A 22,246-nucleotide genomic window follows, 5' to 3' on the forward strand; every position below is an offset into this window, starting at 1 on the left:
AGGGGTCAGGGGAGCACCTCCAGGTGGGCGTTGACCCGGTAGACGCCGCCGTGGCCCTTGTACCAACCGGACATGGTCGGCGAGCGGTGGTCGTCCCAACCGAGGTGGACCGGGTTGGTGTACATGAACTCGGCGTTCGACGGCAGCTTGACGTTCACGTGCTGCGGTGCGAAGACGTCGTCCTTGACGAGCTTGATCAGCCACCCGATGAAGACGTTGACCAGCCATGCGACCGCCTTGCCGATCGCGCCGGCGATGGCGGCGCCGAGGTAGGGCGAGAGCAGCCCGCCGATCAGCTTCTCGATCGCGTCCTGCACGATGCCCTTGACCTTCTCCCAGGCGGTCGTCAGGGCGTCGGAGAACCCGCCGAGATCCTCCTCGGAGAGGAAGACGCTGTGCCCGTAGTACCGCGGCCACACGCCGGGCTGGGACATGTCGAGCGTGGAGAACCGCTTGCCGCCGTTGCCGTAGGTGATGATCTCACCGGCGTCGAAGTCGTCGTGCACCTGGAACGGCGGGACCTTCTTGGTCACCCCGTCGGAACCGACGACCACCCCGCCCATCTCGATCTCGTCGCTGAACCACTCCTGGGAGGTCGTCTCGAAGCACTTCACCGACGTGATGTCCAAGGCGAGCGCCTTCACCCGCTTGATGGTGGACGGGTCGACGCCGAGCCTGTCGGCCTCCTCATTGACCTGCTGCTCGGCCGCGCGGCCTTCGATCGCCAGTTGGTCGGCCTGGCTGGTCAGCCGGGCGGTCAGCGCGGCCCGGTCCACCGGCAGCGTCTCGGTCTGGAAGACGCCCGCGAACCCCAGCCGGGCGTGCGTGGTCCAGTCGTTGCGGCCGTACTGGCCGAACTCGGCCATCCTGGCGTCGATGTCGGCGTTCACCATCGCCTGCGCCGAACGGGTGGCTTCCCGCAGCACCTCCGCCGGCATCGTGAGCATCCCGGCCTGGAGGATGGCCTCCACCGAGCCCTCCGGGTACACCCTGGTCGGGTCGGCCGCCACAACCGCCGTGGAGTACTCCAGGGCGTCCGCCGCGGCGCTGGTGACGGCCAGCACCTCCGGGTCGGTGCGGGTCGGGTCCGGCGTGGTCATCGGCGGGAAGTCCTGGTCCTCCCCGACCGTCGTGGCGGGGTTCACCAGTGCGACGGCCTGGGCCGGGACCAGCGTCGCGACCACGGCGGCGGTCACCAGGACGGCGGGCAGCGCGTAGCGCCGAGTGCTTCTCGGACGACTACGGAAGTGTGTATCCATCGCAGCTTTCCCCTCGGTTTCCGGGCGATCCCTGTCCGCCCGACACCGATAGGTCTACGGAGGTGTCGTTGTCCTGCGGTTGTGGTGCTGTTGTGACCGGTGCCGGGCACCTGGAACACCCTGCTGACCTGGTCAGATCCGATATCCGCGTGCTGGGTCCGGTCTGCGCGCACGGCTCCGGCGGCGCGGCGGCGCTGGCCGGCACCCGACAGCGTGCGGTGCTGGGCGTGCTCGCCCTGCACGCCGGCGAGGTGCTGTCCGCGTCACGACTGGTGGACGTGTTGTGGGGCGAGGACCCGCCGCGCACCGCACTGCGCACCCTGCACAGCCACGTCGCGCGCATCCGCCAGGCGCTGTCCGCCTGCGGCGTGCCCGAGGCGTTGACCACGCGGAACCCGGGCTACGTCCTGGACGTGCCGCGTGAGGAGGTCGACGCGCACCGGTTCGAACGGCTGGCGTCGGCCGGGCGGTCGGCCCTGACCGGGGGAGCAGCGGTCGACCGGGCGGTGGCGGTGCTGCGCGAGGCGGTGGGCCTGTGGCGGGGCGACGCGTTCGCGGGCACCGACCTGAGCTCGTGGGGCGAGCACGAGGTGGAACGCCTGCACGCGCTGCGGCTCTCCGCCGTGGAGGACCTCTGGGAAGCCGAGATCCGCACGGGTGGCCACGAGGCCGCCGTGCTGGAACTGCCCCGACTGCTGGCCGAGCGCCCGACCACGGAACGACTGGTCCGGCTGCACATGCTCGCGCTCTACCGCTGCGGCAGGCACACCGACGCCCTGGACGCGTTCGCCCGCCTCCGCCGCACGCTCGCCGACGAGTTCGGCGTCGACCCCGGTCCGGAGCTGGTGGACCTGCACACCGCCATCCTGCGCCGCGAACCCGTGCTCGACCCGCTGCCCGCGGCGGTCACCGTGCCGCCGCGGCAGCTCCCGGCCAGGGTCGGCCACTTCACCGGCCGCACCGCGGAGCTGGCCGAACTGGACCGGATGCTCGCACCGCACGACGCCCGGGACGGGTTCCCGATCGTGGTGGTCGCCGGCGCCGCCGGCATGGGCAAGACCTCGCTGGCCTTGGAGTGGGCGCACCGGGTCGCCGACCGGTTCCCCGACGGGCAGCTGTACCTGGACCTGCGCGGGCACGACCCGAAGCTGGCCCTGCCCGGCCGCGACGCGTTCGCCCACCTGCTGCGCGCCCTGGACGTGCCCGACGACCGGATCCCCGGCGAACCCGACGAGCAGGCCGCGCTGTACCGGTCGCTGCTGCACGGCAAGCGGTACCTGGTGGTGCTGGACGACGCGGCCGGAGTGGAGGACGTGCTGCGCTTCGTGCCGCCCGGCCCCGGGAGCCTGTTGCTGCTCACCAGCAGGCAGAACATGGCCGCGTTGGCCGCCCGGCACGCCACCCGGGTCGTCGGCGTGGCGGCCCTGTGCGACGACGAGGCGGTCAGCCTGCTCGGCAGCGTCATCGGGGACGACCGGGTGGCCCGCGAGTCCGGTCCGGCGGCCCGGCTGGCCCGGCTGTGCGGCGGGATGCCGTTGGCCCTGCGCATCGCCGCGGCCCGACTGGTCGGCCGGCCCGTCGGCGCGGTCGCCGAGTTCGCCGCCGAACTGACCGACTCCGAGCGGCTGGACGGCCTGGCCGTCGTCGGCGACTCCCGCACCGTGCGGACCGTCCTGAACAGCGCCTACCGGCCGTTGACCGCGGAGGTGGCCCGGGTGTTCCGCGGGCTCGGCCTGCACCCCGGCCCCACGTTCGGCGGCGACCTCGGTGCGGCCGTGTGCGGCCTGCCCGCCGCGGCCGGTCGACGTGCCGTGGCGGAACTGGCCGCGTCACACCTGGTCACGCCGGTGGAGCAGGGCCGCTACCGGTTCCACGACCTGATCCGCGAATACGCCCGCTGCCGCGTGCGCGCCGACGAACCCGACCACGACGGCACCGCGCGGCTGGTCGACTGGTACCTCGCGGCGGCGTTCCGGGCGAGCAGGCTCATCGACCCCGACCGCAGCCCGGTCACCCCCACCCTGCGGCACACGCCGGCCGAGCCGCCGTTCGCCCCGGACAAGCGCGCGGCGCTGGCGTTCCTCGACGCGGAGCGGGCCAACCTGGTCCCGGTCGTGGCGCACGCCCGGGAGAACGGCCACCTCACCGCGGCCTGGCAGCTGACCTCGCTGCTCACCAGCTTCTACGACGCCGCCGGCCACTGGCACGACCGCGTCGAGCTGTGCCGGCACGGCGCGGCGGCGGCCGGCGACCTCGGCGACACCGCGGCCGAAGCGGAGATGCTGCGGGCGCTCGGCGTGGCCTACTTCATGACCCGCAGGCTGCCCGAAGCGCTCGCGGCCAGCGACCGCGCCCTGACCGTCGCGCGTGCCGTCGGCGACCTGGCGGCCCAGGGCCACATCCACAACAACATGGCCAACATGCACGCCGAGCTGCGCCACTTCGACCGGGCCGTCACCGCCCACCACCTCGCCGTCGAGCACAGCACCGCCGCCGGGAACGACCTGGGCCGGGCGCTGGCCCAGCGCAACCTCGGCCACACGTACGTGCGGATGGGCCGGCCGGACCTGGCGTTCGCCCCGCTGCACGAGGCGCTGCGCCGGCTGCGCGAGCTGGGCCACGCCCGGCTGGAAGCGGGTACCCTCGACACCCTCGGCGAGGCGTACTTGCAGGTCGGCGAGCGGCACCGGGCGTCGGAGCACTTCGAACGCGCGCTGGCCATCAGCCGCGACATCGGCGACCGCTGGCTGGAGTGGGAAACGCTGCTCGACACCGGTATCGCGCGCCTCGACGGCGGGCACCACGCGTCCGCGCTGGAGCGCTTCGAAGAGGCGCTGGCCGTCAGCCGCGAGGTGGGTGACCGGCACGGCGAGTCCTCGACGCTGGGCCACATCGGTCGCACGCTGCTGCTCGTCGGCGACCTCGACGCCGCCCGCGAGCACCTGCACGCCGCCCTCGTCGTGAGGGAACGCGTGCCGGACCCCTACGAGGAGGCCCACGTCCACCGCAACCTCGCCGATCTCGCCGACCGCCTGGGCGACCCGGTCGCGGCCCACCACCGCCGGACGGCGATGAGGCTGTACGAGCAGGCCAACGCCCTGCCGGACGCCCAGGCGCTCAGCGCGTGACCGTGGGGGGCGATGACCACCGCCCCCCACAGTCAGCGCACTCCGCCACGCGGCCCGATCAGGTCGGGGGCCGCACCGTCACCGTCGCCCGGCTGGTGCCGACCGTCCCCGCCGACGGGTCGAAGATCTCGACCACGAAGTACCGGTCCGGCTCCCGCTCGGCACCCGGCAACAGCCGCACCGCGGCCACACCGGTCGTCGAGCCCGCGGGGATCGTGACCGTCCCCTCGCGGACCGGCTCGTAGTGCACGCCCGCCACGGCCGTCCCGCCGGACACGTGGAACCTGACGGTCACCGGCACCTCGGCCGCGGACGTGAGGTCCAGCTGCACGCCCGTCCACTCCGGGTCCCAGCAGATCTTGCCGCCGTCGAGCGACACCGACAGCGAGTCGTCGTCGTACACCGTGCCGAGGCCGAAGACGTCGTTGACGATGACGACCCCCTGCGGGTCGTACAACTCGACCGCGATCGACTCGTCCTTCTCGACCTCCTGGTCCGAGACCAGCGGCACCTTCACGACCAGCGGCTCCTGCCCGACCTGGAGCACCCCGTTCACCGGCGTGTAGTCGTTGTGCGCGGTCGCCCACCCTTCCACGCCGTTGTAGTCCTTGGTCCGGTACGCCACCGTCCCCTGCCCATCGCACCCCGGCGCCACGTCCACGGTGAACACCAGCGCGTTGGCCGCGTTCAGGCTGCCCTCGTACTGCCCGGCGTTCTGGATGGTCACCTCGGGCACGCACGTGGCGTGCGCGGTCGCGGTGTGCGCCATCATCGGCGTCAACGCCGCCGCGGCGGTGAGCACTGCCGGTATGAGTCTGCGCATCTTCCTGTCCCCCTCTGACTGTCTTGCCTGGTGACAGGAATACGCGAGCCCTGTTGCGGCCCGGTTGTGAACGTCCTGCGATGAGACGGGAGGCCCGGAGCAAGAGTCGTTCCGGGCCTCCGCGTCATCGGCTGGTCAGGCCTGCGCGGCACGTCAGGCTCGGCCGGTTCCAGTTGCCGCCGTGCCGGACGGTGCTGGTCGTAGGGCACATGGCCGCCGATTTCGTCGAACAACCGGCACATGCGCTTCACCACGATTCCGATGGGCTTGCCATCGGCATCCTCAACGACGTCGTCGAGCGCGGTGGCATGACCGGCCGTGAAGATCGCCCGCCGGCCCTCGTGTTCGACCAGGGAACCAAGCTTGCCGTTTAACCTGTTCGGCGGGGTTTGGTGCCCTTCTTGTGGTGGGCCGGTCGGGTGTGTGCCTGGCCGGTGGCCAGGAGTAGGCCGACGTCGAAGCGTTGCGCGATGACACGGTTCTTCGACCCGGCCGGTCGCCCTGGGCCGGGCCGAACGGGTTTCGGTGCCGCTGCTGGGCGGGCGAGAGGCTGTCGCACATCAGTCGACCTCAGGTCGTCAAGGGCGTGTCGTTGCTCTGTTCGGGGGATCACGCGGCAGCCATCGGTGGATGGCGTTCAACTTCACCGCTCGTGGCACCGGGGAGGCGTTCGCGCTCCCGCAGGACGTCCGTGACCGGCTTCCTCGACGGCATCTGTGCTGGAAGGTGCTGGAGGTGGTCGACGACCTCGATCTGTCCGGGTTCCTGGCCGGTTGCCGCCGCGCCGACACCGACGGCCGCGGCCAGGCTGACCCGAGCACGGATGGCGACCCTGCTCCGCCGAGCCGGCCGCCGGAACGACCCCGGCCTGGCCGAGCGGATCGTCGCGCAGCTGCAGACGCCGGCCCTGCGCCAACCGCCACCAGTGGAAGCAGGCTACGGTCACGCCGTCGCGGCGCTGCCGGCCATCGTGACCGTGATGCAAGTCGGTATCGCAGACCTCGAGGCCGCGTTGGCGACCGAACTCGGCCGGCACCCGACCGTCGAACTACTGCGCTCGGCACCTGGGCTGGGACCGATCCTGGCGGCGCGCGTGCTCGCCGAGATCGGCGATGACACCACCCGCTTCGCCACCGCTGGTGGGCCTTCGCCTCGATCACCAAGTCCGCTGGCGCCCGAGCCACTACGACCAACGCCGCGCCACCGGCGACAGCCACAACGCCGCCCTGCGCAACCTGGCCAACAAACTCCTCGGCCGCCTCTGGTGGTGCCACACCCACAACCAACCCTGGCGCGAAGACGCAGCCTGGCCCCAACCACAACCACCAAACAACACCCCCCGCTTGACACCTGACCCGCGTGAGGTGTCTACCTGCCCACGCGGGAGGGGTGGCTCTACCTGGCCACGGTGATCGACCTGCACAACCGCGAGGTCATCGGGTACGCGATGGCCGACCACATGCGCGCCGACCTGGTTCGCGACGCCCTCGACCTCGCCGTCAGGCGCGGCCTGACCAGCGATGATGCGGTTTTCACGCCGATCGCGGGTCGCAATACAGCTCCGGACTGTTCCGCTCCGCGCTCGCCGGTCACGGCATCCGCCCGTCGGCCGGCCGAACCGGATCGTGCTTCGATAATGCGGTCGCCGAGTCGTTCTCCGCCACCCTCAAGACCGCGATCCGCACCTCCGTCTGGGACACCCGCGACGACGCCCGACGCGACGTCTTCGCCTACCTGGGCTACTACAACCACGACCGTCTACATTCGACACTCGGCTACCGCACCCCGCATGAAGCCCGTGTCGGCTATCGTCAAGGCCTCGCCCTCGTGGCATAAAATCCGGTGTCCGGCCTCCGGGGACAACCTCGCCTGCTTCCAGAAGATCTGCCGCAGGCAACTCCGAGCCGGGCAGACCAGCCGCCGGGCGCGCAGATGCACGACGACCTGACGGCCGTCGACCGGCACGTCCTTCAGCATCCGATGGTGGTAGCCGTGCACCTTCGCCGCCGCGGTCTCGCACACCGGACACGGCACGGCCACATCCAGGGTGCGGGCCGTGACCGCCACGATGCCGCCACTGTCCGCCACGTCCTGGACGGCCAGCGCCGACAGTCCGAAAACACCGTTCCCACAAGGGAATCGACATCCATCACAAGGTCATGATCATGGCTGGCTACTCGGCGTCACCACCGACCACGGGTCAGAGCCGATCTTGAAACAGTCCCCGAGGCCTCGCTGTCCGTTGTGGCCACCCCGTGTGGGGGATGTCGACGTGACTGGTGTGCCGAGTTGTGGGCGATGCGTGAACGAGGCTAACTCACATGGGTGGTGGTCGGGGTGAACCAGTGTGTCGGGGCTTTCGGTGGTCGGGTGCGGTAGGGATGGTGGGACGGAGTCCCGGGCCCGCGTGGGTCCGGATCGTCGAGATCTGTGGGAAGGATGCCGAACCACATGGAACCGAAGATGTCCGACCAGCCACAGTGGACGCCAGCATGAGGAGGGCGGCATATGCGAACTACGCCGGAGTGTTCGACGCCCTCACCGGCAAGGGCGACGTCGAGGAGGTTAACCCGCCCCACGACTCGGAGAACATGGTGCTGACCTTCTGCCCGCCGGGCCAGGCGGTGCGCGAGGCCGACTTCGCTATTGCCTGGACGCCGGGCAACAGCGCCGGTGGCCAGGGCAACGCGTTTACCTGGATCCGGTACTGCCTGCGCTACACCCTAGTCGTGATCGCGGCCCTCGTATTCGGCCTGACATCGTCAACCGCAGCACTCGCGTCCGCCACAGCACCCGCAGCAACTTCGGCACAGACCCTGGTGGTGCCCAAGGATGCCTACACCGCGTACGGCCGCTGGAAGGCCAAGGACTGGCCTGAGGAACGCAAGTGGTACACCATCAACGGCAAGCACTGCTACGCGGGAGGCAAGTTCGAAAACCGGGAAGGTCTCCTGCCCGCTGGCGGCGACTACTACGAGTACGATATCTACTGCTACACCTCCGTACCCCCTCCCGGCGGCCGAGGGCCCAAGCGCATCGTCGTGGACATGAAGTTCGCACCACCGCGCGGCTACTACACCCCCGACCACTACCGCACCTTCCAGCGAATGTAAGTGCCCGTTTCCGAGCTTGGGCAGGCGAAGGCTCTTTGGTGCGCAGACGAGGGAACTCCTGGTAGATCGGACGTTGTCGAAGCGCCGCTCTGCCAGGAGTTCCATTGTTATCGTGCCCGATGCCCGCAGGCGGATCCATCGCGGGGGCCCTCTGTTGCCTTCTGGCGGCCTCTACTGGAGAGGCCCTCTCCGGTCCGGCACTCCGGTAGTTGTCAATTCAGATGAGACAGGTTGTGTTTATGGGGTCGGTTGCGGTTGCTCGATGGGCTGGTTGATCCAGGCCACGTCGGGCAGTGCGGGTGGACGGGGACGGCGTGCGAAACGCGCCGGATATCGGGCGTAGGCGCGGTCGAGGACGCCCTGGCGTTGGTCGCGGATCTGGTCGGCGGTTCCGAAGTGGACGGACGCGGGGGTGTGCATGCCGATGCCGGAGTGTCGGTGTTCGTGGTTGTAGGCGAGGAAGAACTCCTCGCAGAACGCGCGGGCGTCGGCCAGTGAGCCGAACCGTTCGGGGAAGTCGGGCACGTACTCCATTGTCTGTTCTCGTCTGTGCTCTCTGAGAGTTCCCGCAAGAGCGCGTGTGCTTTTCCCATGATGTCCAGCGCCATCCGGGTCCTGGTCAGGTCGGAGGTCAGTTTCTCGTTCTGCCGGCGCAGTTTCTCCATTTCGATCTGCTCGGCCGACCTGCGCGCCGGTGTCGCCGGGGCCGTCGATGCCGCGGGCCCACCACCCAGCCGCCCCGCGTCGCGGGCCCTGGTCCACTCGATCACGTGCGAGGAGTACAGGCCCTCGCGTCGCAGGATCGCGCCCTTCTCCCCATTTGGGGCGTTCTCGTACTCGGCGGCCAGGGCGAGCCTGTACTCGGCGGTGAACGTCCGCCGGGACGGGCTCGCGGCCGGATCGGCGGACGCCGCGCCGGAAGAACGCCGGGGCCGCTTGTCGGATGAGGTGGACACGAGCACCAGGATCTCCGATCCCGCCCTTGATCAGGAACCCCGCTCACACGAGGTGTCTCACAGCAGTCTGACCAAGAGGGGGCCGAGGTGATCAGGCAGCGCGCCGCCGCCCGCGAGTGACGTCGGCAGGCGCAGGACCGACATCGGTTCCACCCCGGACCGCCGGGGCGGATCCGCGGCCGGGGCGTCGGGTCGACTCGCCTGACACCGACCGGCCACCCCCCGTGCCGGGTCGTGGTTCCGGGTCGCCGAACCAGGGGGTGGCAGGGGTACACCCTTGTCGGCGACGGCTGTTAGCGTCCGCTGGCCGAGGTCGTTCTTCGTGGTCGCGTCCCGACGTCTCGCTGCGGGTGCCGGATCACCACACGGGAAAGCGTCTCAAATGGGCCACCACTTCGCTTTCATGACCGTGCCCGCGCACGGGCACGTCAACCCCGGGCTCCCGGTCGTCGCCGAGCTCGTGCGGCGCGGTCACCGGGTGACCTACGCCATCAACGACGAGTTCGCCCCGGTGGTCGCCGCGACCGGTGCCGAGGTGGTCGGTTACCGGTCGACCGTGCCGTCCGAGTCCGACCCCACCACGTCGTGGCCGGAGAGCGACATCGCAGCGCAGCGCATGTTCCTCGACGAACTCCTCGCGGTCACGCCCCAGCTCGACGTGGCGTATGCGGGGGACGTCCCGGACTTGGTGGTGCACGACGTGTGCGGTTGGCACGGAGCCGTGCTGGCCGCCGAGTGGGGGGTGCCCGCCGTGCAGCTCTCGCCGACGTTCGTGCCCTACGACGGCATGGCCGAGGACTTCGGCATCGACCTCTCGGCGCCGCCCGCGCCGGAGATGGCGAAGCTGCTGGCGGAGTTCGAGGGCTTCCTCAAGGCCCGCGAGGTGCCGCTGACCCCCTTCGGGATCATGTTCGGGCCGCGCCGTGGGCTGGTGACCATGCCCAGGGCGTGGCAGGTGCGCGGGGAGCGGGTCGCACCCAACTACACCTTCGTCGGTCCGGGTGTCCGCGCCGCGGCGGGCACCTGGCAGCCGCCCGACGACCGCCCGGTGCTGCTGGTGTCGCTGGGCTCGGCCTACACCGACAAGCTGGACTTCTACCGCCGGTGCTTGACGGCCTTCGCGGAACTGGACTGGTACGTGCTGATGTCGGTGGGTCGCTTCGTCGACCCGGCGGACCTCGGCCCGGTGCCGCCCAACGTCGAGGTGGTGCGCTGGGCGCCTCAGGTGGAGGTGCTGGCGCACGCCGCCGCGTTCCTCACCCATGCGGGCATGGGATCGACCATGGAGGCGCTGTCCTTCGGGGTCCCGATGGTTGCTGTGCCGCAGGCGTGGGACCAGTACCTCAACGGCAGCCGCATCGCGCAGCTCGGCGTCGGCGTGCACCTGCCGGTGGCCGAGGCCACGCCGGCCCGCCTGCGGGAGGCGGTGCTGCACGTCGCGGGTGATCCGGGCGTCGCGGCCCGGGTCGCCGCGATGCGGCGGGAGGTGCACGACGCCGGCGGTGCGGTCGCGGCGGCGGACGCGTTGGAGGCGGAGGTGGCGGTGTCCGCCCGCGCCGCGGTCCGATCCCGGCGATGAAGCCGGTGGACGGCGCGCACCCAGTGTGATCGACTGAATGTGACGGGTAGCGGTTCAGGTCTGATCGATTGGAATTCTTGATGGCGGCGAGGTAAAAGACGAGGGCTCGTGTTAAGTCGTCATGAGCAGTGTCGGCTATTGTTCCGCCACTTGTAACCGAGGCGTCCTCGCATGTGCCCGGCCGGGCGTTGCAGGCTTGCTGCCCGCACGTTCCGGCTGCTTGTTGGTGCTTTTGCGGCAATGCACTGCTCCGAACGGCGGTCATTCGGATCGCGATTTCCTGTCCGGTCAGCTGTGTTGACAAGTCTCCACATGCGGCCTTCTTCCGGTTACATTTGCACCGCTCCAGGGCGTGCCCGCAGCGCGCTCTCGGTGTCGGGGACAACGCGGTGGGGGAGTTCAATCGGAAGGGTGTTATGGCACTGGTCGAGCGGCATGAGGAATTGGCGACCCTGGACCGGCTGTATGCCGAGTGCGTGAATGGCAGGGGCCAGGTCGTCGTCGTCAGCGGCGGGGTCGCCAGCGGCAAGACCGAACTGGTGCACGAGTTCGCGGAGCGCGTGGCGGCACGCGGCGCAACGCTGTTGAGCGCCGCCAGCTCCCGCGCCGAGAGCACCCTGGGGTTCAAGGTGCTCGGCCAGCTTTTCCGCAGCCCGTCGTTGCCCGAGCCGGTAGCCGATCGCCTCAACGCGCTCCTGCGCGACCACGACCACGACCACGCCCGGCCGACGACGCCCGACGACCCGATGGCCATCGGGGACGCCAGCGCGGGTCTGCTCGACCAGGTGTGCACGGCTCTGCTGGAACTGGCCAGGGGCGAACCGCTGGTCATCTGCGTCGACGACGTGCAGTTCACCGACGTGCCGTCCCTGCAGGCGCTGCTCTACCTCCAGCGGCGGATGCGGTTCGCGAAGGTGCTGGTGGTGCTCGGCAAGTGGGTGCTGCCCAGACCGAGCCAGAACGCGTTCCGCACCGAGCTGACCCGCCACCCGCACACGTCCCACCTGAGGCTCGCCCCGCTGACCCACGACGGGGTGGCGGAACTGCTCGCCGGATCGTTCGACGAGGTCACCGTGCGGGCGCTGGCGCCGGTGCACCACGCGATCAGCGGCGGCAACCCGCTGCTGGCCAAGGCGCTGGTCGAGGACCACCTCGCGGCGGTCCGCCCGGGCGCGGCGCCCGCCGACGGCGATGTCGTCGTCGGGCACGAGTTCGGGCTCGCCGTGCTGACCTGCCTGCACAGGTGGGATCCCTCGATGCTGCGGGTCGCCTGCGGGCTGGCGCTGCTGGGCGACGCGAGCACCCCGGTGCTGCTCGGCAGCCTGCTCGACGTCTCCTCCGACTTCGCCGCGCAGATGCTCGACGTGATGGAGATGGCGGGCCTGCTCAACGGCGGGCGCTTCCGCCACCCGGTCGCCCGCGCGGCGGTGCTGGACAGCCTCACCGCCGCCGAGCGCGCCGCGCTGGACCTCGCCGCCGCCGCGCTGCTGCACGCCGACGGCGCCGCCGCGCCCGAGGTGGCCGCGCACCTCGTCGCCGCCGACCGGTTCGGCGGCCAGGTCACCGGTCAGTGGGCCGTCGCCGTGCTGCGGCACGCCGCCGGCGAGGACCTGGGCCACGGCCGGAGCGACGACGCCCTGGCCAAGTTCGACCTGGTCGTGCGGATCACGTCCGACGACGACGAGCGGGCCGACATCAACGCCCTGCTGCTGCAACTCGCGTGGAGCCGCAACCCGGCGGCGGTCGGCAAGTACCTGACGCCGCTGCGGACCGCCCTCGCCGAGGGGCGGCTGTCGCGGCACAACACGCTGCAACTAGCCAAGTTCCTGCTCTGGTACGGCTGCACGAAGGAGCTGTCCGGTGCACTGGTCGAACTCGCCGCGGCGGCGGGCGGCGCGGACGCCGGCGGCGAATTCGGGCTGGTGGTGCAGTGGCTGTCGTTCCTCTACCCGGCCGCGGCGCCGGTGCCGGCGCCCCGTCGTGCCGAGCGCCCGCGCGGCACCGTGTACGGCCCGTGGACGGGTGCGCTGACCATGCTCGAACGGCTGTGCTCGGGCGAGTCGGCCGACGAGATCGCGATGACCGCGGAGCACGTCCTGCAGAACAGCAGGTTCGGCGACCGCACGCCGGGGGAGCAGGTCGCCTCGGTGGCGGCGGTCACCGTGCTGGTGCACACCGACCGCGCCGAGGCGGCGGGCCGCTGGTGCGAGGCGCTGCTGGCCGATCCCGCTGTGGGCGGTCTGGAGATCTGGGGCGCGCTGTTCGGCGCGCTGCGCGCCGAGGTGCTGTTCCGGCAGGGCGACCTGCTCGCCGCCGCCGAGCAGGCCCGCGAGGCGCACGAACTGCTGCCGCCGCGGGGCTGGGGCGTCGTGGTCGGTGTGCCGCTGTCGGTGCGCGTCGCCGCGGCAACGGCGATGGGCAGGCACGACGAGGCGGCCGCGCTGCTGCGGATCCCGGTGCCCGACGCGGTGTACGACACCCAGTTCGGGCTGCACTACCTGTACTCCCGCGGGCAGCACCGCCTGGCCGTCGGGAGCCCGCACGCCGCGCTGAACGACTTCCGGCGCTGCGGCGAGCTGATGCGCGAGTGGCACCTGGACCTGCCCAACCTGGTGCCGTGGCGGATCGGCGCGGCGAAGGCGCACCTGCTGCTGGGCGACCGGCAGGGCGCGCGGGCGCTGGTCGTCGAGCACCTCGGCCTGCGCGGCGCCGACGGGCCGCGCGCCCGCGGCATCGCGCTGCGAGTGCTGGCGTCGACGGCGCCTCAGGAGCGCCGGACCCGGATGCTGCAGGAGTCGGTGGAGCTGCTGCGCGTCGCCCGGGACCGCTTCGAGCTGGCGCACTCGCTCCTGGACCTCAGTCGCGCGCACAAGGCCGAGGGCGACTGGGAGCAGGCGCGGGCGATGGCCCGGCGCGCCGGGCAGATGGCCAAGGCGTGCCGCGCGGAACCGCTGAGCCGGGAGCTGTCGATCGGCCGGGGCGACGAGGTCGCGGAGACGCGCGACCCCGGCGCCGGTGACCAGGACAGCCCAGACGCTTTGAGCGAGGCCGAACGCCGGGTCGCCGCGCTGGCGGGCCTGGGGCACACCAACCGGGAGATCAGCGAGAAGCTGCACATCACGGTGAGCACCGTCGAGCAGCACCTGACCAAGGTCTACCGCAAGCTCAACGTCACCAAGCGCGCCGAGCTGCCCGCCAGCCTGCCGCGCGAGGTGCTGTCGTCGGCGGAGAAGCACCGGCACCTCGGCTGAGGTCGTGAGGTCGTCGCGCCCCCCCCGGCCGGTGGTCCACCGGCCGGGGGCAAGCGCCCTGACCGGCACCGGCGCTTCAGCTCGTGGTCACCGCGCCGGTGTGCCGGGCGATCCGCCCGATCACGGCGGGGGCGTGGTGGTTGAGGTAGAAGTGACCGCCGGAGAACACCTCCAGCTCGAACGGGCCGTCGGTGTGCTCCGCCCAGCGGCGCGCCTCGGACAGGTCGACCTTCGGGTCGGCGTCGCCGACCAGGGCGAACACCGGGGTCCGCAGCTTCGGCCCCGGTCGGTACCGGTACAGCTCCGCGGCCCGGTAGTCGGCGCGCACAGCGGGCAGCACCATGCGGAGGACCTCGTCGTCGTCGAGCAGCCGGGACTCGGTGCCGTCGAGGCGCTTGATCTCGGCGATCAGGCCCTCGTCGTCGCGTTCGTGCACCCGCTCGTCGCGGTGCGCGCCGGGCGCCCGGCGACCGGACGCGAACAGCCCGGCCGGCTCGACCCCGCGCTCCTCCAGGCGCAGGGCCAGCTCGAACGCCACCGAGGCGCCCATGCTGTGCCCGAACAGCGACAGCGGCCGGTCGGCCCACTTCAGCACGACGTCCACCAGCAGGTCCGCCAGTTCGTGCACCGAGTCGACGCACGGTTCGTGCCGCCGGTCCTGCCTGCCGGGGTACTGCACCGCCAGCACCTCGACGTCCGGCGTCAGCGCCCGCGACACCGGGAAGTAGAAGCTTGCCGACCCGCCCGCGTGCGGCAGGCACAGGAGTCGGTGCCGCGCCCGCGGCGACGGGTGGAACCTGCGCACCCACGGGTCGGTGGGATCGGGGACGGAGAGCATGGAGCCGACCATCCCAGCGGGTGTCGGGGGAGGACAACCCCTACCGACCGGTGGCCCGCGCCGCGCCACCCCGCGTCAGCCGTAGTTGCCCTCGCACAGCGCGATGACCCGCTGCGACACCGCGTTCGCCACTGTGGACACGAAAACCCTCAGGTAGAAGTGGTCACCGGAGAACACCTGCAGCTCGAACGGTCCGGAAGTGACCTCGCCCCACTGCAGCACCTCCTCGACCGGAGCGCTGGGGTCGTGGCCGCCGACCATCGCCAGCACGTGGCAGGCGAGCCTCTCCCGGTGGTCCCACCGGTACGTCCGGAGCGCGGTGTCGTCACCGTCCCGTGCGGACTGGGGCACGCCGGCGCCGTCGAGGAACAGCACGGAGCGCGGCTCTGCGGGGTGGGGGAGCGACGGCGCGGGCGTGCCGGAGGCGACCAGGGCCAGCGGCTCCGCACCGCGGCGACGCAGGCGCAGGGCCGTCTCGAAAGCCACCAGCGCCCCCATGCCGTGCCCGAACAGCACCAGCGGCGGCGCCGAGCCGGTCGGCAGGGTCGCCACCACGCTGTCGGCCAGTTCGGTGATCGTGAGCACCGGCGGCTCCCCCCTGCGGTCCTGCCTGCCGGCGTACTGCACGGCGGCGACCGACAGGGACCGGGGCATGGCCTGGGCTATGTGGGAGAAGAACATCGCGGTCGCCCCCGCTGGGGCGAAGCACAGCAGTCGTGCGCAAGCGTCCTCGGACTCGCGTAACTGCGTCGTCCATGAGTCCCTCCCCGGTCCTGCACCCATGCTCTCCACACTTCTCTCCGCGGCGTCGGTGTCGCGGGCGGCGGACGGCGGACGGCGACGAGCGACGCGGGACCGGCTCGGCGGTCCTGGTTTGTGACTTGGTCAAGGTCTCGACCCACGAGGTGGACGGCAACCCCTACCGGGCGACCAGGTGATCGGGCACGCGTCTGCGCGGCGAGGTTTCGAGGAGGTTAAGGGTGCCTCTAGGGGGTGCCTCTCGGGGGCGTCCAATCAGGACTTCCGTCGAGGTAGGCCAGCACCGCCAGCACCCGGCGGTTGTCGTCGGGGGAGTCCGTTATGCCGAATTTCGCGAAGATGCTGGTGGTGTGCTTGCTGATCGCGCCCTCGCTGAGGTGCAGCCGCTGCGCGATGGCCGCGTTCGACCGGCCCTCGGTCATCAGGTGGACGACCTCCCGCTCGCGCGGGGTGAGCCGGTCCAGTGGCTCCTGCCTGCTGCCGCTGCTCAGCAGCGTGGAGATGACCTCCGGGTCCAGGGCCGTGCCGCCGCCCGCCACCTGCCGCACCGCGTCGATGAACTGGTCGCCACCGAGCACCCGGTCCTTGAGCAGGTAGCCGATCGCGCCCGCGCGATCGGCCAGCAGCTCCCGCGCGTAGAGCTGCTCGACGTGCTGGGAGAGCACCAGGACGGGGAAGCCGGGGGTCTCCCGGCGGGCCGCCAGCGCCGCTCGCAGGCCCTCGTCGGTGAACGTCGGCGGCAGCCGGACGTCCACGATCGCGACGTCCGGCCGGTGCTCGCGCAGCGCCTCCAGCAGCTCCACGCCTGTCTGCACCGCCGCGACCACTTCGATGCCGCGGGCGGTCAACATGTGCGTGAGACCCTCACGCAGCAGGTGCAGGTCCTCGGCGAGCACGACGCGCACTGGCACTCCGGTGATGAGGGGGTCCGGCGTCCCAGCGTAGCGCGATCACTCCTGCCGCCAGCTCTCGCACGGCACCCGCAGTGCCACTACGGTGGGTCCGCCCGCCGGGCTGTCCACCGAGAGGTCGCCGTCGAACGCGGCGAGCCTGCGCCCCAATCCCCGCAACCCGCTGCCCGCGCCGGGTTCGGCGCCGCCGACACCGCTGTCGCGCACCTCCGCGTGCAGCGCGCCGTCCCGGAACCGCAGCCGCAGCCACGCGCGCCGCGCCCCGGAGTGCTTGGCCACGTTGGTGAGCAGCTCGCGCAGCGCGAAGTAGACGGCGGACTCGACCGCGGCCTCGGCGCGGCCCGGCAGGTCGATCTCGGCGGTGACCTCCAGCGGCGAGTTGAGCGCCAGGGCGCGCACAGCGTCGCCCAGCCCTCGCTCGGCCAGGACCGGCGGGTGGATGTCGCGGATCACCGCGCGCAGCTCCACCAGCGTGCCCGCCAAGCCCTGCCTGGCCTTGGCGACCATCGCCTTGGCCTGTTCGGGATCGCGGTCGACCAGGTGCTCCACCGCGTCGAGCTGCATCCCGATCGCCACCAGCCCGGCTTGAACGCCGTCGTGCAGGTCCTGCTCGATGCGGCGCAGCTCGGCCACCTGCACCTGGTTGGCGTCGGTGCGCGCGTCGGCCAGCTCCCGCACCCGGCGGGCCAGCAGCGCCGCTTCGGTCGGCGCCAGCAGCGCCACACCCAGGCGGTCGTGCCACCGCAGCAGCCACGGCGCGACCAACGCGCCACCCACCACCACCAGCACGCCCAACACCAGGCCTGTCACCGGCGGCGCGCCGGTCGGCCACCCGGTCATCCCGGTCACCGCCCACCAGCCGAACGCCGGGTCGTAGTCCAGCCAGGACCGGGTCGGCACCCACCACACCCAGGGCCACACCAGCGCCGCTGCCGCGTAGCAGGTCGCGGCGATGATCATCGCCCCCGGCAGGCGCACCACCGGCTGCGCGGCGAGCCACAGCAGGTCGCGCCACGTCGCCTTGTCGCGCAGCACCCACCGGTACCGCCGCAGCCGCACCACCGGCCGCGGCGAGCGGACCAGCGTGCGCCCCACCAGGTACAGGCCGTCGCGGCGCGGCTCGGGCGGCTCCGGCGGCGGCAGGTAGGGCTCCGGCACCTCCCGGCCGGTCCGGCGTGCCAGCAGCCCGCGCCGCAGACCCAGGTAGGGCCGCACGACCCGCTGCGCGGCAGGCAGCAGCCACCCGCCCGGCACCAGGCACAGCACGACGAGCACGGCCAGCACCAGGTCCGGCCCGGCCAGCAGGACTCCCAGCGCCAGTTCGCCCAACGCCACCAGCCGCCCGCGCAGCCGGGCCAACGGGCCACGTCGCCCGGCGTGCGACCGGGCCGGCCCCAGCAGCGCCGCGGCAGACCGGCCGTACCCGCGCAGAGCGCCGGGCCCGACCGCGAGAGCCGCGGCGACCGCCACCACCGCCAGGGGCACGCCCGGCCACGCGGGCGCCGCCCACACCAGCGCGACGGCCGCCGCGAGCAGCGCGACCGGCACCAGCGCGGTCACCGCGCCCACCAGCGGGGACAGCAGCAGCCACAGCGCGTCCCGGCGCGTGGCCGGGTCCCGCACCAGCCAGTTCAGCGTCCGCTGGTACCGGGGCAGCGCTGGGGAGCGGTGGAGCTGGTCGCCCAGCCGGTAGTAGCCCAGCGCGTCGGCCTGCGGCGGCGCGGGTCGCGGGTGGTACGGGGAGGGGATGTCCACCCCGCACCACCGGCCTGCCAACGATCGGGTCAGCTCGACCAACCGCCGCGCGCCCAGGGTGGCCGAGAGCAGACCTGACAGCGTGCCCAGGAACCCGACCAGCAGCACCGGCGGGCCCAGCACCCCCAGCACTACCAGCGCGAACCCGCGCAGCGGCACCCGCGCGCACCGCTCGACCATGCCCCGTCCTCCCCACGCCGTCCGCGCCCAGTGTGTCCGATGCCCGTTCCCCACGCGTGACCCCTGGCGACCCCTACCGGCGCGTCGGCGGTTCCCCCCTAACTTGAGGCGCGGCTCCTAATACCGAGGTGACGGGCTTTTGCGCCTTCGGGTACGGCCATACGTTGTGGCGCGTGACTGAAGCGGTGGCGGTCGACGACCTGCGGAAGACCTACGCGAACTCGCCGGTGGCGGCGGTCGACGGGTTGAGCTTCTCGGTCGAGGCGGGGGAGGTCTTCGGCCTCCTCGGGCCCAACGGCGCGGGCAAGTCGACCACGATCGGCGTGCTGACCACCCGGATCCTGCCGACCGGCGGTTCGGCCCGCGTCGGTGGCGTGGACGTGGTGCGCGAGCCGTCGCGGGCCCGCAAGGCGCTCGCCGTGGTGTCCCAGCGCAACAACCTGGACCGGGGGGTGACCGTGCGGCAGAACCTGCTGTTCCACGCCGCGTACCACGGCGTGCCCCGCGCCCGCCGCGTCGCCGACGCCGACCTGGTGCTGGAGCGGATGGGGCTGGCCGAGATGGCGAACTCCCGGGTGGACTTCATGTCCGGCGGCCAGGCGCAGCGGGTGATGATCGCCCGTGCCCTGATGCACCGGCCCACCGTGCTCTTCCTCGACGAGCCCTCCAGCGGCCTGGACCCGCAGTCGCGGCTGTTCGTGCACGACCGGATCGCGGAACTGCGCGCCGAAGGCGTCACGGTCGTGCTCACCACGCACGACATGGACGAGGCCGAGAAGCTGTGCGACCGCATCGGCATCATCGACCACGGCAAGCTCATAGCGCTGGACACCGCCTCGGCGCTGACCCGGACGCTGCCCGGCAGCACCACGATCACCGTCGCGGTGCGCCTGGACGACGCGTCCGCCGAGGGCGTCTCCGCCGCGCTGGAGGGCGTCAACGACGTGGAGCGTGTCGAGGCGCTGGGTGCGCGGGAGGGCGCCGAGCAGTTCCGCCTCTACGCGGCCGCCGACTCCGACGTCGTCCTGCCGTCGGCGCTCAAGGTCCTGGGCGACTTCGGCTGCCGGGTCAGCGACCTGTCCATCGGCACGCCGAGCCTCGAGGACGTCTTCATCCACCTGACCGGCCGGGAGATGCGATGACCACCACCGATACGCGGGCCGTGGCGGAGCGGACCCTCGGGCCGCACACCGCGGGCGATTCCCTGCGCGCTTTCCTGGCGGTGCTGGGGCGCGACGTCTTCGTCACCGGCCGCGAACTGCCCTCGTTCCTGGCGCAGGTCGTCCTGCAACCCCTGTTCACCCTGTTCATCCTGGGCAAGGTGCTGGGCGACCTGGGTTACGTGGGCACCGAGTTCGAGAAGGTGCTGCTGCCCGGCGTGATCGGGCTCGCGGGCTTCGTCGGCGCGCTCCAGAACACGGCGTTGCCGCTGGTCCTGGACTTCTCCTACACCCGCGAGATCGAGGACCGCCTGCTGGCGCCGCTGCCGACCTGGTTGGTGGCGGTGGAGAAGATGGTCTTCGGCGCGGTGCGCGGCATGATCTCCGGCCTGCTGATGATCCCGTGCGGGATCCTGCTGCTGGACAACGTGGACTGGCCGTGGGCGCTGACCCCCGGGGTGATCGGCGTGCTCGTGCTGGGCACCCTGCTGGGCGCCGTCCTCGGCATGACCATGGGCACGTTCGTCCCGCCGCACCGCATCGAGATCATGTTCGCGGTGATCCTCACCCCGCTGATGTTCACCGGTGCGACCCAGTTCACCTGGCTGGCGCTGGAGAAGCTGCCCTGGTTCCAGGTTGTCAGCGCCCTCAACCCCCTCACCTACATCAGCGAGGCGCTGCGCGCGGTGGTGCTCGGCGACCAGATCCGGTCGATACCCCTGTGGGTGTCGCTGACCGTGATGGTGGGCGCGTTGCTCGTATTCGGCGTGGCCGGGGTGAAGGGCTTCCGCAAGCGCGCGCTGGACTGAACCGGCGACCCGGCGGTGGTAATTTCGAGTGATAACGTCCGGTGCGCATCGGACCACTATGGAAGGTTTCGCGGTGAACGAACGTTACCTGGGGCTGCTCGGTCTGCTCGGTCTGCTCGCCCTGCTGGGTTTCACGAACTCCTGGTTCTTCGCGTTCGCATTGTTCTTCCTGTTCTTCTTGTTCTTCCTGGTCAAGCCGAAGGCACGGCCCTAGCACAGGGGACGACGGCCCGAGGACCCTCCCGCCGCGGGGTCCTCGGGCCGTCGCACGTCCGCCGCGCCGGCGGTCTCACGGCCGCGCCCGCAGGCTCTCCTCCACCACGTCCGCGGCCCGCGCCACGCCGCCACCGGTGGCCATCTCCTCGCTGAAGCGCGCCACGCGTTCCCGCTGGGCGTCGTCGGCCAGCACCTCCCGGATCGCCGTGCGCAACGACTCCGGGGTCACGTCGGTGGGCGCCAGCGCGTGCGCCACACCCAACTCGCCCAACCGCTCCGCGACGTAGTCGTTCTCCACGTGCTGCGGCACGCACAGCAACGGCGTGCGGTGGTGCAGGGCCATCAGCGAGGTGCCGAACCCGCCGTGCGTCACGCACGCCGACGCCTGCTCCAGCACCGCGTGCAGCGGCAGCCAGGGGTGCGCCACGACGTTGGGCGGCAACGGCCCCAACGACTCGGCGACGCCGGACTTGCCCAGCGCCAGCAGGACGCGCTCCGGTTGGCCTGCGAAGGCCGCCGCGCAGTCCCGGAAGAAGTCCGGACGGTCGTTGAACGCCGAGCCGAGCGAGATCAGCACCAGCGGCCCGTCGCCGGGCGGTGCCTCGAACCCGCCGCGCTCCGCCGCCGGGTCCAGGCAGGGCCCGACGAACTCGAACCGGGCGTCGAAGGTCTCCTCCGCGATCTGCGCGCGTCGGGGCAGGAAGACCAGGTTGCGCGGCTCCACCTCGCCCAGGAACGCGCCCACGTCGGCGCCCGCCATGCCGTGATCGGCCAGCAGTTGCACCAGGCGCAGGAAGAACTCGGTGAACTTCGGGTGCCGTGGGTCCACGCCGTAGCGCGGCCCGGCGAGCTGGTCCACCGAGAACCGTTCGTGCTGCGCGAACGTGGGGAACGTGCGGATCGCGGGCACACCCAGGTTCCGGCTCAGGATGCGGCCGGCCGCGAACATCGTGGTGTCGTAGAGCACCAGGTCCGGCCGGTCGCGCTCCAGCACCGCCGGGCAGACCCGCATCGCGGCGATGTTCTCCCGCAGATAGGTCAGGGGCACCGCGGCGATGACGTCCGGCGTCATCTCGGTCGGAATGGGCTGCCGCGCCAGCGGCGAGCTGTACGGCACCGGTTCGGCGCCCGCGCCGACGACCACCTCGGCGTACTCCTCGCCCACCGCGTAGGTCACCCGGTGGCCGCGGGCGACCAGCTCGGAGACCAGGGGCAGCGTGGGCCGGACGTGCCCGTGCGCCGGCAGGTTGAGAAAAGCGACATGACTGCGCACAGCGGTTGTCCCCGCTTCACGAAGGCGTCGTGACGCCGGTTCCGACGATTTCCCACCACGTTAACACCGGCGCACCGCGACGTTCCCGCACACACCGCAGCATCCGGGGTTGCCGGGCCGGGGAATGGTGTGTCGGGATCGGGGTTAGGGGCGATTAGGGGTGTGGTCGGATCGCCGCCCGATTGTAACTTCAGTCGACCCCGCACCACGTCGGACCGGCCGATCGGTGTGGCTCG

19 protein-coding genes and 1 pseudogene are annotated in these 22,246 nt (G+C 71.7%); 11 read left to right on the forward strand and 9 right to left on the reverse strand.

Going from position 1 to position 22,246, the window contains the following annotated elements; genetic code table 11:
* Nucleotides 1–5: 5 nt before the first annotated feature.
* The gene (locus ACQPYE_RS17520) at nucleotides 6–1,259 is read right to left on the reverse strand and encodes a hypothetical protein (protein ID WP_498722401.1); all 1,254 of its coding nucleotides are present in this window, start codon (nucleotides 1,257–1,259) and stop codon (nucleotides 6–8) included.
* Nucleotides 1,260–1,408: 149 nt separating this feature from the next.
* Between ACQPYE_RS17520 and ACQPYE_RS17525 the strand changes: the two genes are divergently transcribed.
* The gene (locus tag ACQPYE_RS17525) at nucleotides 1,409–4,387 is read left to right on the forward strand and encodes an AfsR/SARP family transcriptional regulator (protein WP_498722402.1); all 2,979 of its coding nucleotides are present in this window, start codon (nucleotides 1,409–1,411) and stop codon (nucleotides 4,385–4,387) included.
* A 58-nt stretch (nucleotides 4,388–4,445) separates the two neighbouring features.
* On the opposite strand, the gene ACQPYE_RS17530 is transcribed toward ACQPYE_RS17525, so the two are convergent.
* Entirely contained in the window at nucleotides 4,446–5,210 is a 765-nt protein-coding gene (locus ACQPYE_RS17530; RefSeq protein WP_498722403.1) for a Calx-beta domain-containing protein, read from the reverse strand.
* A 209-nt stretch (nucleotides 5,211–5,419) separates the two neighbouring features.
* On the opposite strand from ACQPYE_RS17530, the gene ACQPYE_RS17535 reads away from it, so the two are divergent.
* From ACQPYE_RS17535 to ACQPYE_RS17550, 4 genes and pseudogenes are all read left to right on the forward strand, one after another.
* Complete coding sequence (locus ACQPYE_RS17535; RefSeq protein WP_498722405.1) at nucleotides 5,420–5,584, forward strand: hypothetical protein; 165 nt, start codon at nucleotides 5,420–5,422, stop codon at nucleotides 5,582–5,584.
* 605 nt (nucleotides 5,585–6,189) lie between these two features.
* On the forward strand, nucleotides 6,190–6,564 hold the full coding sequence (locus ACQPYE_RS17540; protein ID WP_498722933.1) for a transposase: 375 nt from the start codon (nucleotides 6,190–6,192) through the stop codon (nucleotides 6,562–6,564).
* 18 nt (nucleotides 6,565–6,582) lie between these two features.
* Nucleotides 6,583–6,705: pseudogene (locus tag ACQPYE_RS17545) on the forward strand (DDE-type integrase/transposase/recombinase); the annotation flags it as partial.
* Between the two features lie 101 nt (nucleotides 6,706–6,806).
* Nucleotides 6,807–7,046: an integrase core domain-containing protein gene (locus ACQPYE_RS17550; protein ID WP_498722934.1), complete on the forward strand. Its 240-nt coding sequence runs from the start codon at nucleotides 6,807–6,809 to the stop codon at nucleotides 7,044–7,046.
* Here ACQPYE_RS17550 and ACQPYE_RS17555 read toward each other — a convergent pair.
* The gene (locus tag ACQPYE_RS17555) at nucleotides 6,969–7,277 is read right to left on the reverse strand and encodes a transposase family protein (RefSeq protein WP_498722406.1); all 309 of its coding nucleotides are present in this window, start codon (nucleotides 7,275–7,277) and stop codon (nucleotides 6,969–6,971) included. The two genes, ACQPYE_RS17550 and ACQPYE_RS17555, sit on opposite strands and share 78 nt — an antisense overlap.
* 413 nt (nucleotides 7,278–7,690) lie before the next feature.
* On the opposite strand from ACQPYE_RS17555, the gene ACQPYE_RS17560 reads away from it, so the two are divergent.
* Complete coding sequence (locus ACQPYE_RS17560; protein WP_498722407.1) at nucleotides 7,691–8,323, forward strand: ribonuclease domain-containing protein; 633 nt, start codon at nucleotides 7,691–7,693, stop codon at nucleotides 8,321–8,323.
* A gap of 237 nt (nucleotides 8,324–8,560) precedes the next feature.
* On the opposite strand, the gene ACQPYE_RS17565 is transcribed toward ACQPYE_RS17560, so the two are convergent.
* On the reverse strand, nucleotides 8,561–8,857 hold the full coding sequence (locus ACQPYE_RS17565; protein WP_498722408.1) for an integrase core domain-containing protein: 297 nt from the start codon (nucleotides 8,855–8,857) through the stop codon (nucleotides 8,561–8,563).
* Nucleotides 8,858–9,661: 804 nt separating this feature from the next.
* Between ACQPYE_RS17565 and ACQPYE_RS17570 the strand changes: the two genes are divergently transcribed.
* Nucleotides 9,662–10,858 (forward strand): macrolide family glycosyltransferase, encoded by a 1,197-nt coding sequence (locus ACQPYE_RS17570; RefSeq protein WP_498722409.1) that lies wholly within the window; start codon nucleotides 9,662–9,664, stop codon nucleotides 10,856–10,858.
* Between the two features lie 416 nt (nucleotides 10,859–11,274).
* On the forward strand, nucleotides 11,275–14,109 hold the full coding sequence (locus ACQPYE_RS17575) for a helix-turn-helix transcriptional regulator (protein ID WP_498722411.1): 2,835 nt from the start codon (nucleotides 11,275–11,277) through the stop codon (nucleotides 14,107–14,109).
* Between the two features lie 76 nt (nucleotides 14,110–14,185).
* Here ACQPYE_RS17575 and ACQPYE_RS17580 read toward each other — a convergent pair whose 3' ends face one another.
* The 4 genes from ACQPYE_RS17580 to ACQPYE_RS17595 form a co-directional block, all read right to left on the reverse strand.
* Nucleotides 14,186–14,947 carry a thioesterase II family protein gene (locus ACQPYE_RS17580; protein ID WP_498722412.1) on the reverse strand — a complete coding sequence of 254 codons (762 nt, stop codon included), beginning with the start codon at nucleotides 14,945–14,947 and terminating at the stop codon, nucleotides 14,186–14,188.
* A gap of 75 nt (nucleotides 14,948–15,022) precedes the next feature.
* Nucleotides 15,023–15,730, reverse strand: coding sequence for a thioesterase II family protein (locus ACQPYE_RS17585; RefSeq protein WP_498722413.1), 708 nt, complete (start codon nucleotides 15,728–15,730; stop codon nucleotides 15,023–15,025).
* A gap of 203 nt (nucleotides 15,731–15,933) precedes the next feature.
* Complete coding sequence (locus tag ACQPYE_RS17590) at nucleotides 15,934–16,611, reverse strand: response regulator transcription factor (protein ID WP_498722414.1); 678 nt, start codon at nucleotides 16,609–16,611, stop codon at nucleotides 15,934–15,936.
* Between the two features lie 45 nt (nucleotides 16,612–16,656).
* The gene (locus tag ACQPYE_RS17595) at nucleotides 16,657–18,552 is read right to left on the reverse strand and encodes a sensor histidine kinase (RefSeq protein WP_498722415.1); all 1,896 of its coding nucleotides are present in this window, start codon (nucleotides 18,550–18,552) and stop codon (nucleotides 16,657–16,659) included.
* A 173-nt stretch (nucleotides 18,553–18,725) separates the two neighbouring features.
* On the opposite strand from ACQPYE_RS17595, the gene ACQPYE_RS17600 reads away from it, so the two are divergent.
* From ACQPYE_RS17600 to ACQPYE_RS17610, 3 genes are all read left to right on the forward strand, one after another.
* Nucleotides 18,726–19,694, forward strand: a complete 969-nt coding sequence (locus ACQPYE_RS17600; RefSeq protein WP_498722416.1) for an ABC transporter ATP-binding protein — start codon at nucleotides 18,726–18,728, stop codon at nucleotides 19,692–19,694.
* Nucleotides 19,691–20,521 carry an ABC transporter permease gene (locus ACQPYE_RS17605; RefSeq protein WP_498722417.1) on the forward strand — a complete coding sequence of 277 codons (831 nt, stop codon included), beginning with the start codon at nucleotides 19,691–19,693 and terminating at the stop codon, nucleotides 20,519–20,521. Before ACQPYE_RS17600 ends, ACQPYE_RS17605 begins: the two co-directional genes overlap by 4 nt.
* Before the next feature lie 73 nt (nucleotides 20,522–20,594).
* Nucleotides 20,595–20,735 carry a hypothetical protein gene (locus ACQPYE_RS17610; protein WP_498722418.1) on the forward strand — a complete coding sequence of 47 codons (141 nt, stop codon included), beginning with the start codon at nucleotides 20,595–20,597 and terminating at the stop codon, nucleotides 20,733–20,735.
* A 75-nt stretch (nucleotides 20,736–20,810) separates the two neighbouring features.
* Here the strand turns inward: ACQPYE_RS17610 and ACQPYE_RS17615 are convergent, their stop codons facing one another.
* Nucleotides 20,811–22,010, reverse strand: coding sequence for a macrolide family glycosyltransferase (locus ACQPYE_RS17615; RefSeq protein ID WP_498722419.1), 1,200 nt, complete (start codon nucleotides 22,008–22,010; stop codon nucleotides 20,811–20,813).
* Nucleotides 22,011–22,246 lie beyond the last annotated feature (236 nt).

Source organism: Actinosynnema sp. CA-299493, assembly GCF_050946825.1.
In the GTDB taxonomy this organism is placed as follows: domain Bacteria; phylum Actinomycetota; class Actinomycetes; order Mycobacteriales; family Pseudonocardiaceae; genus Actinosynnema.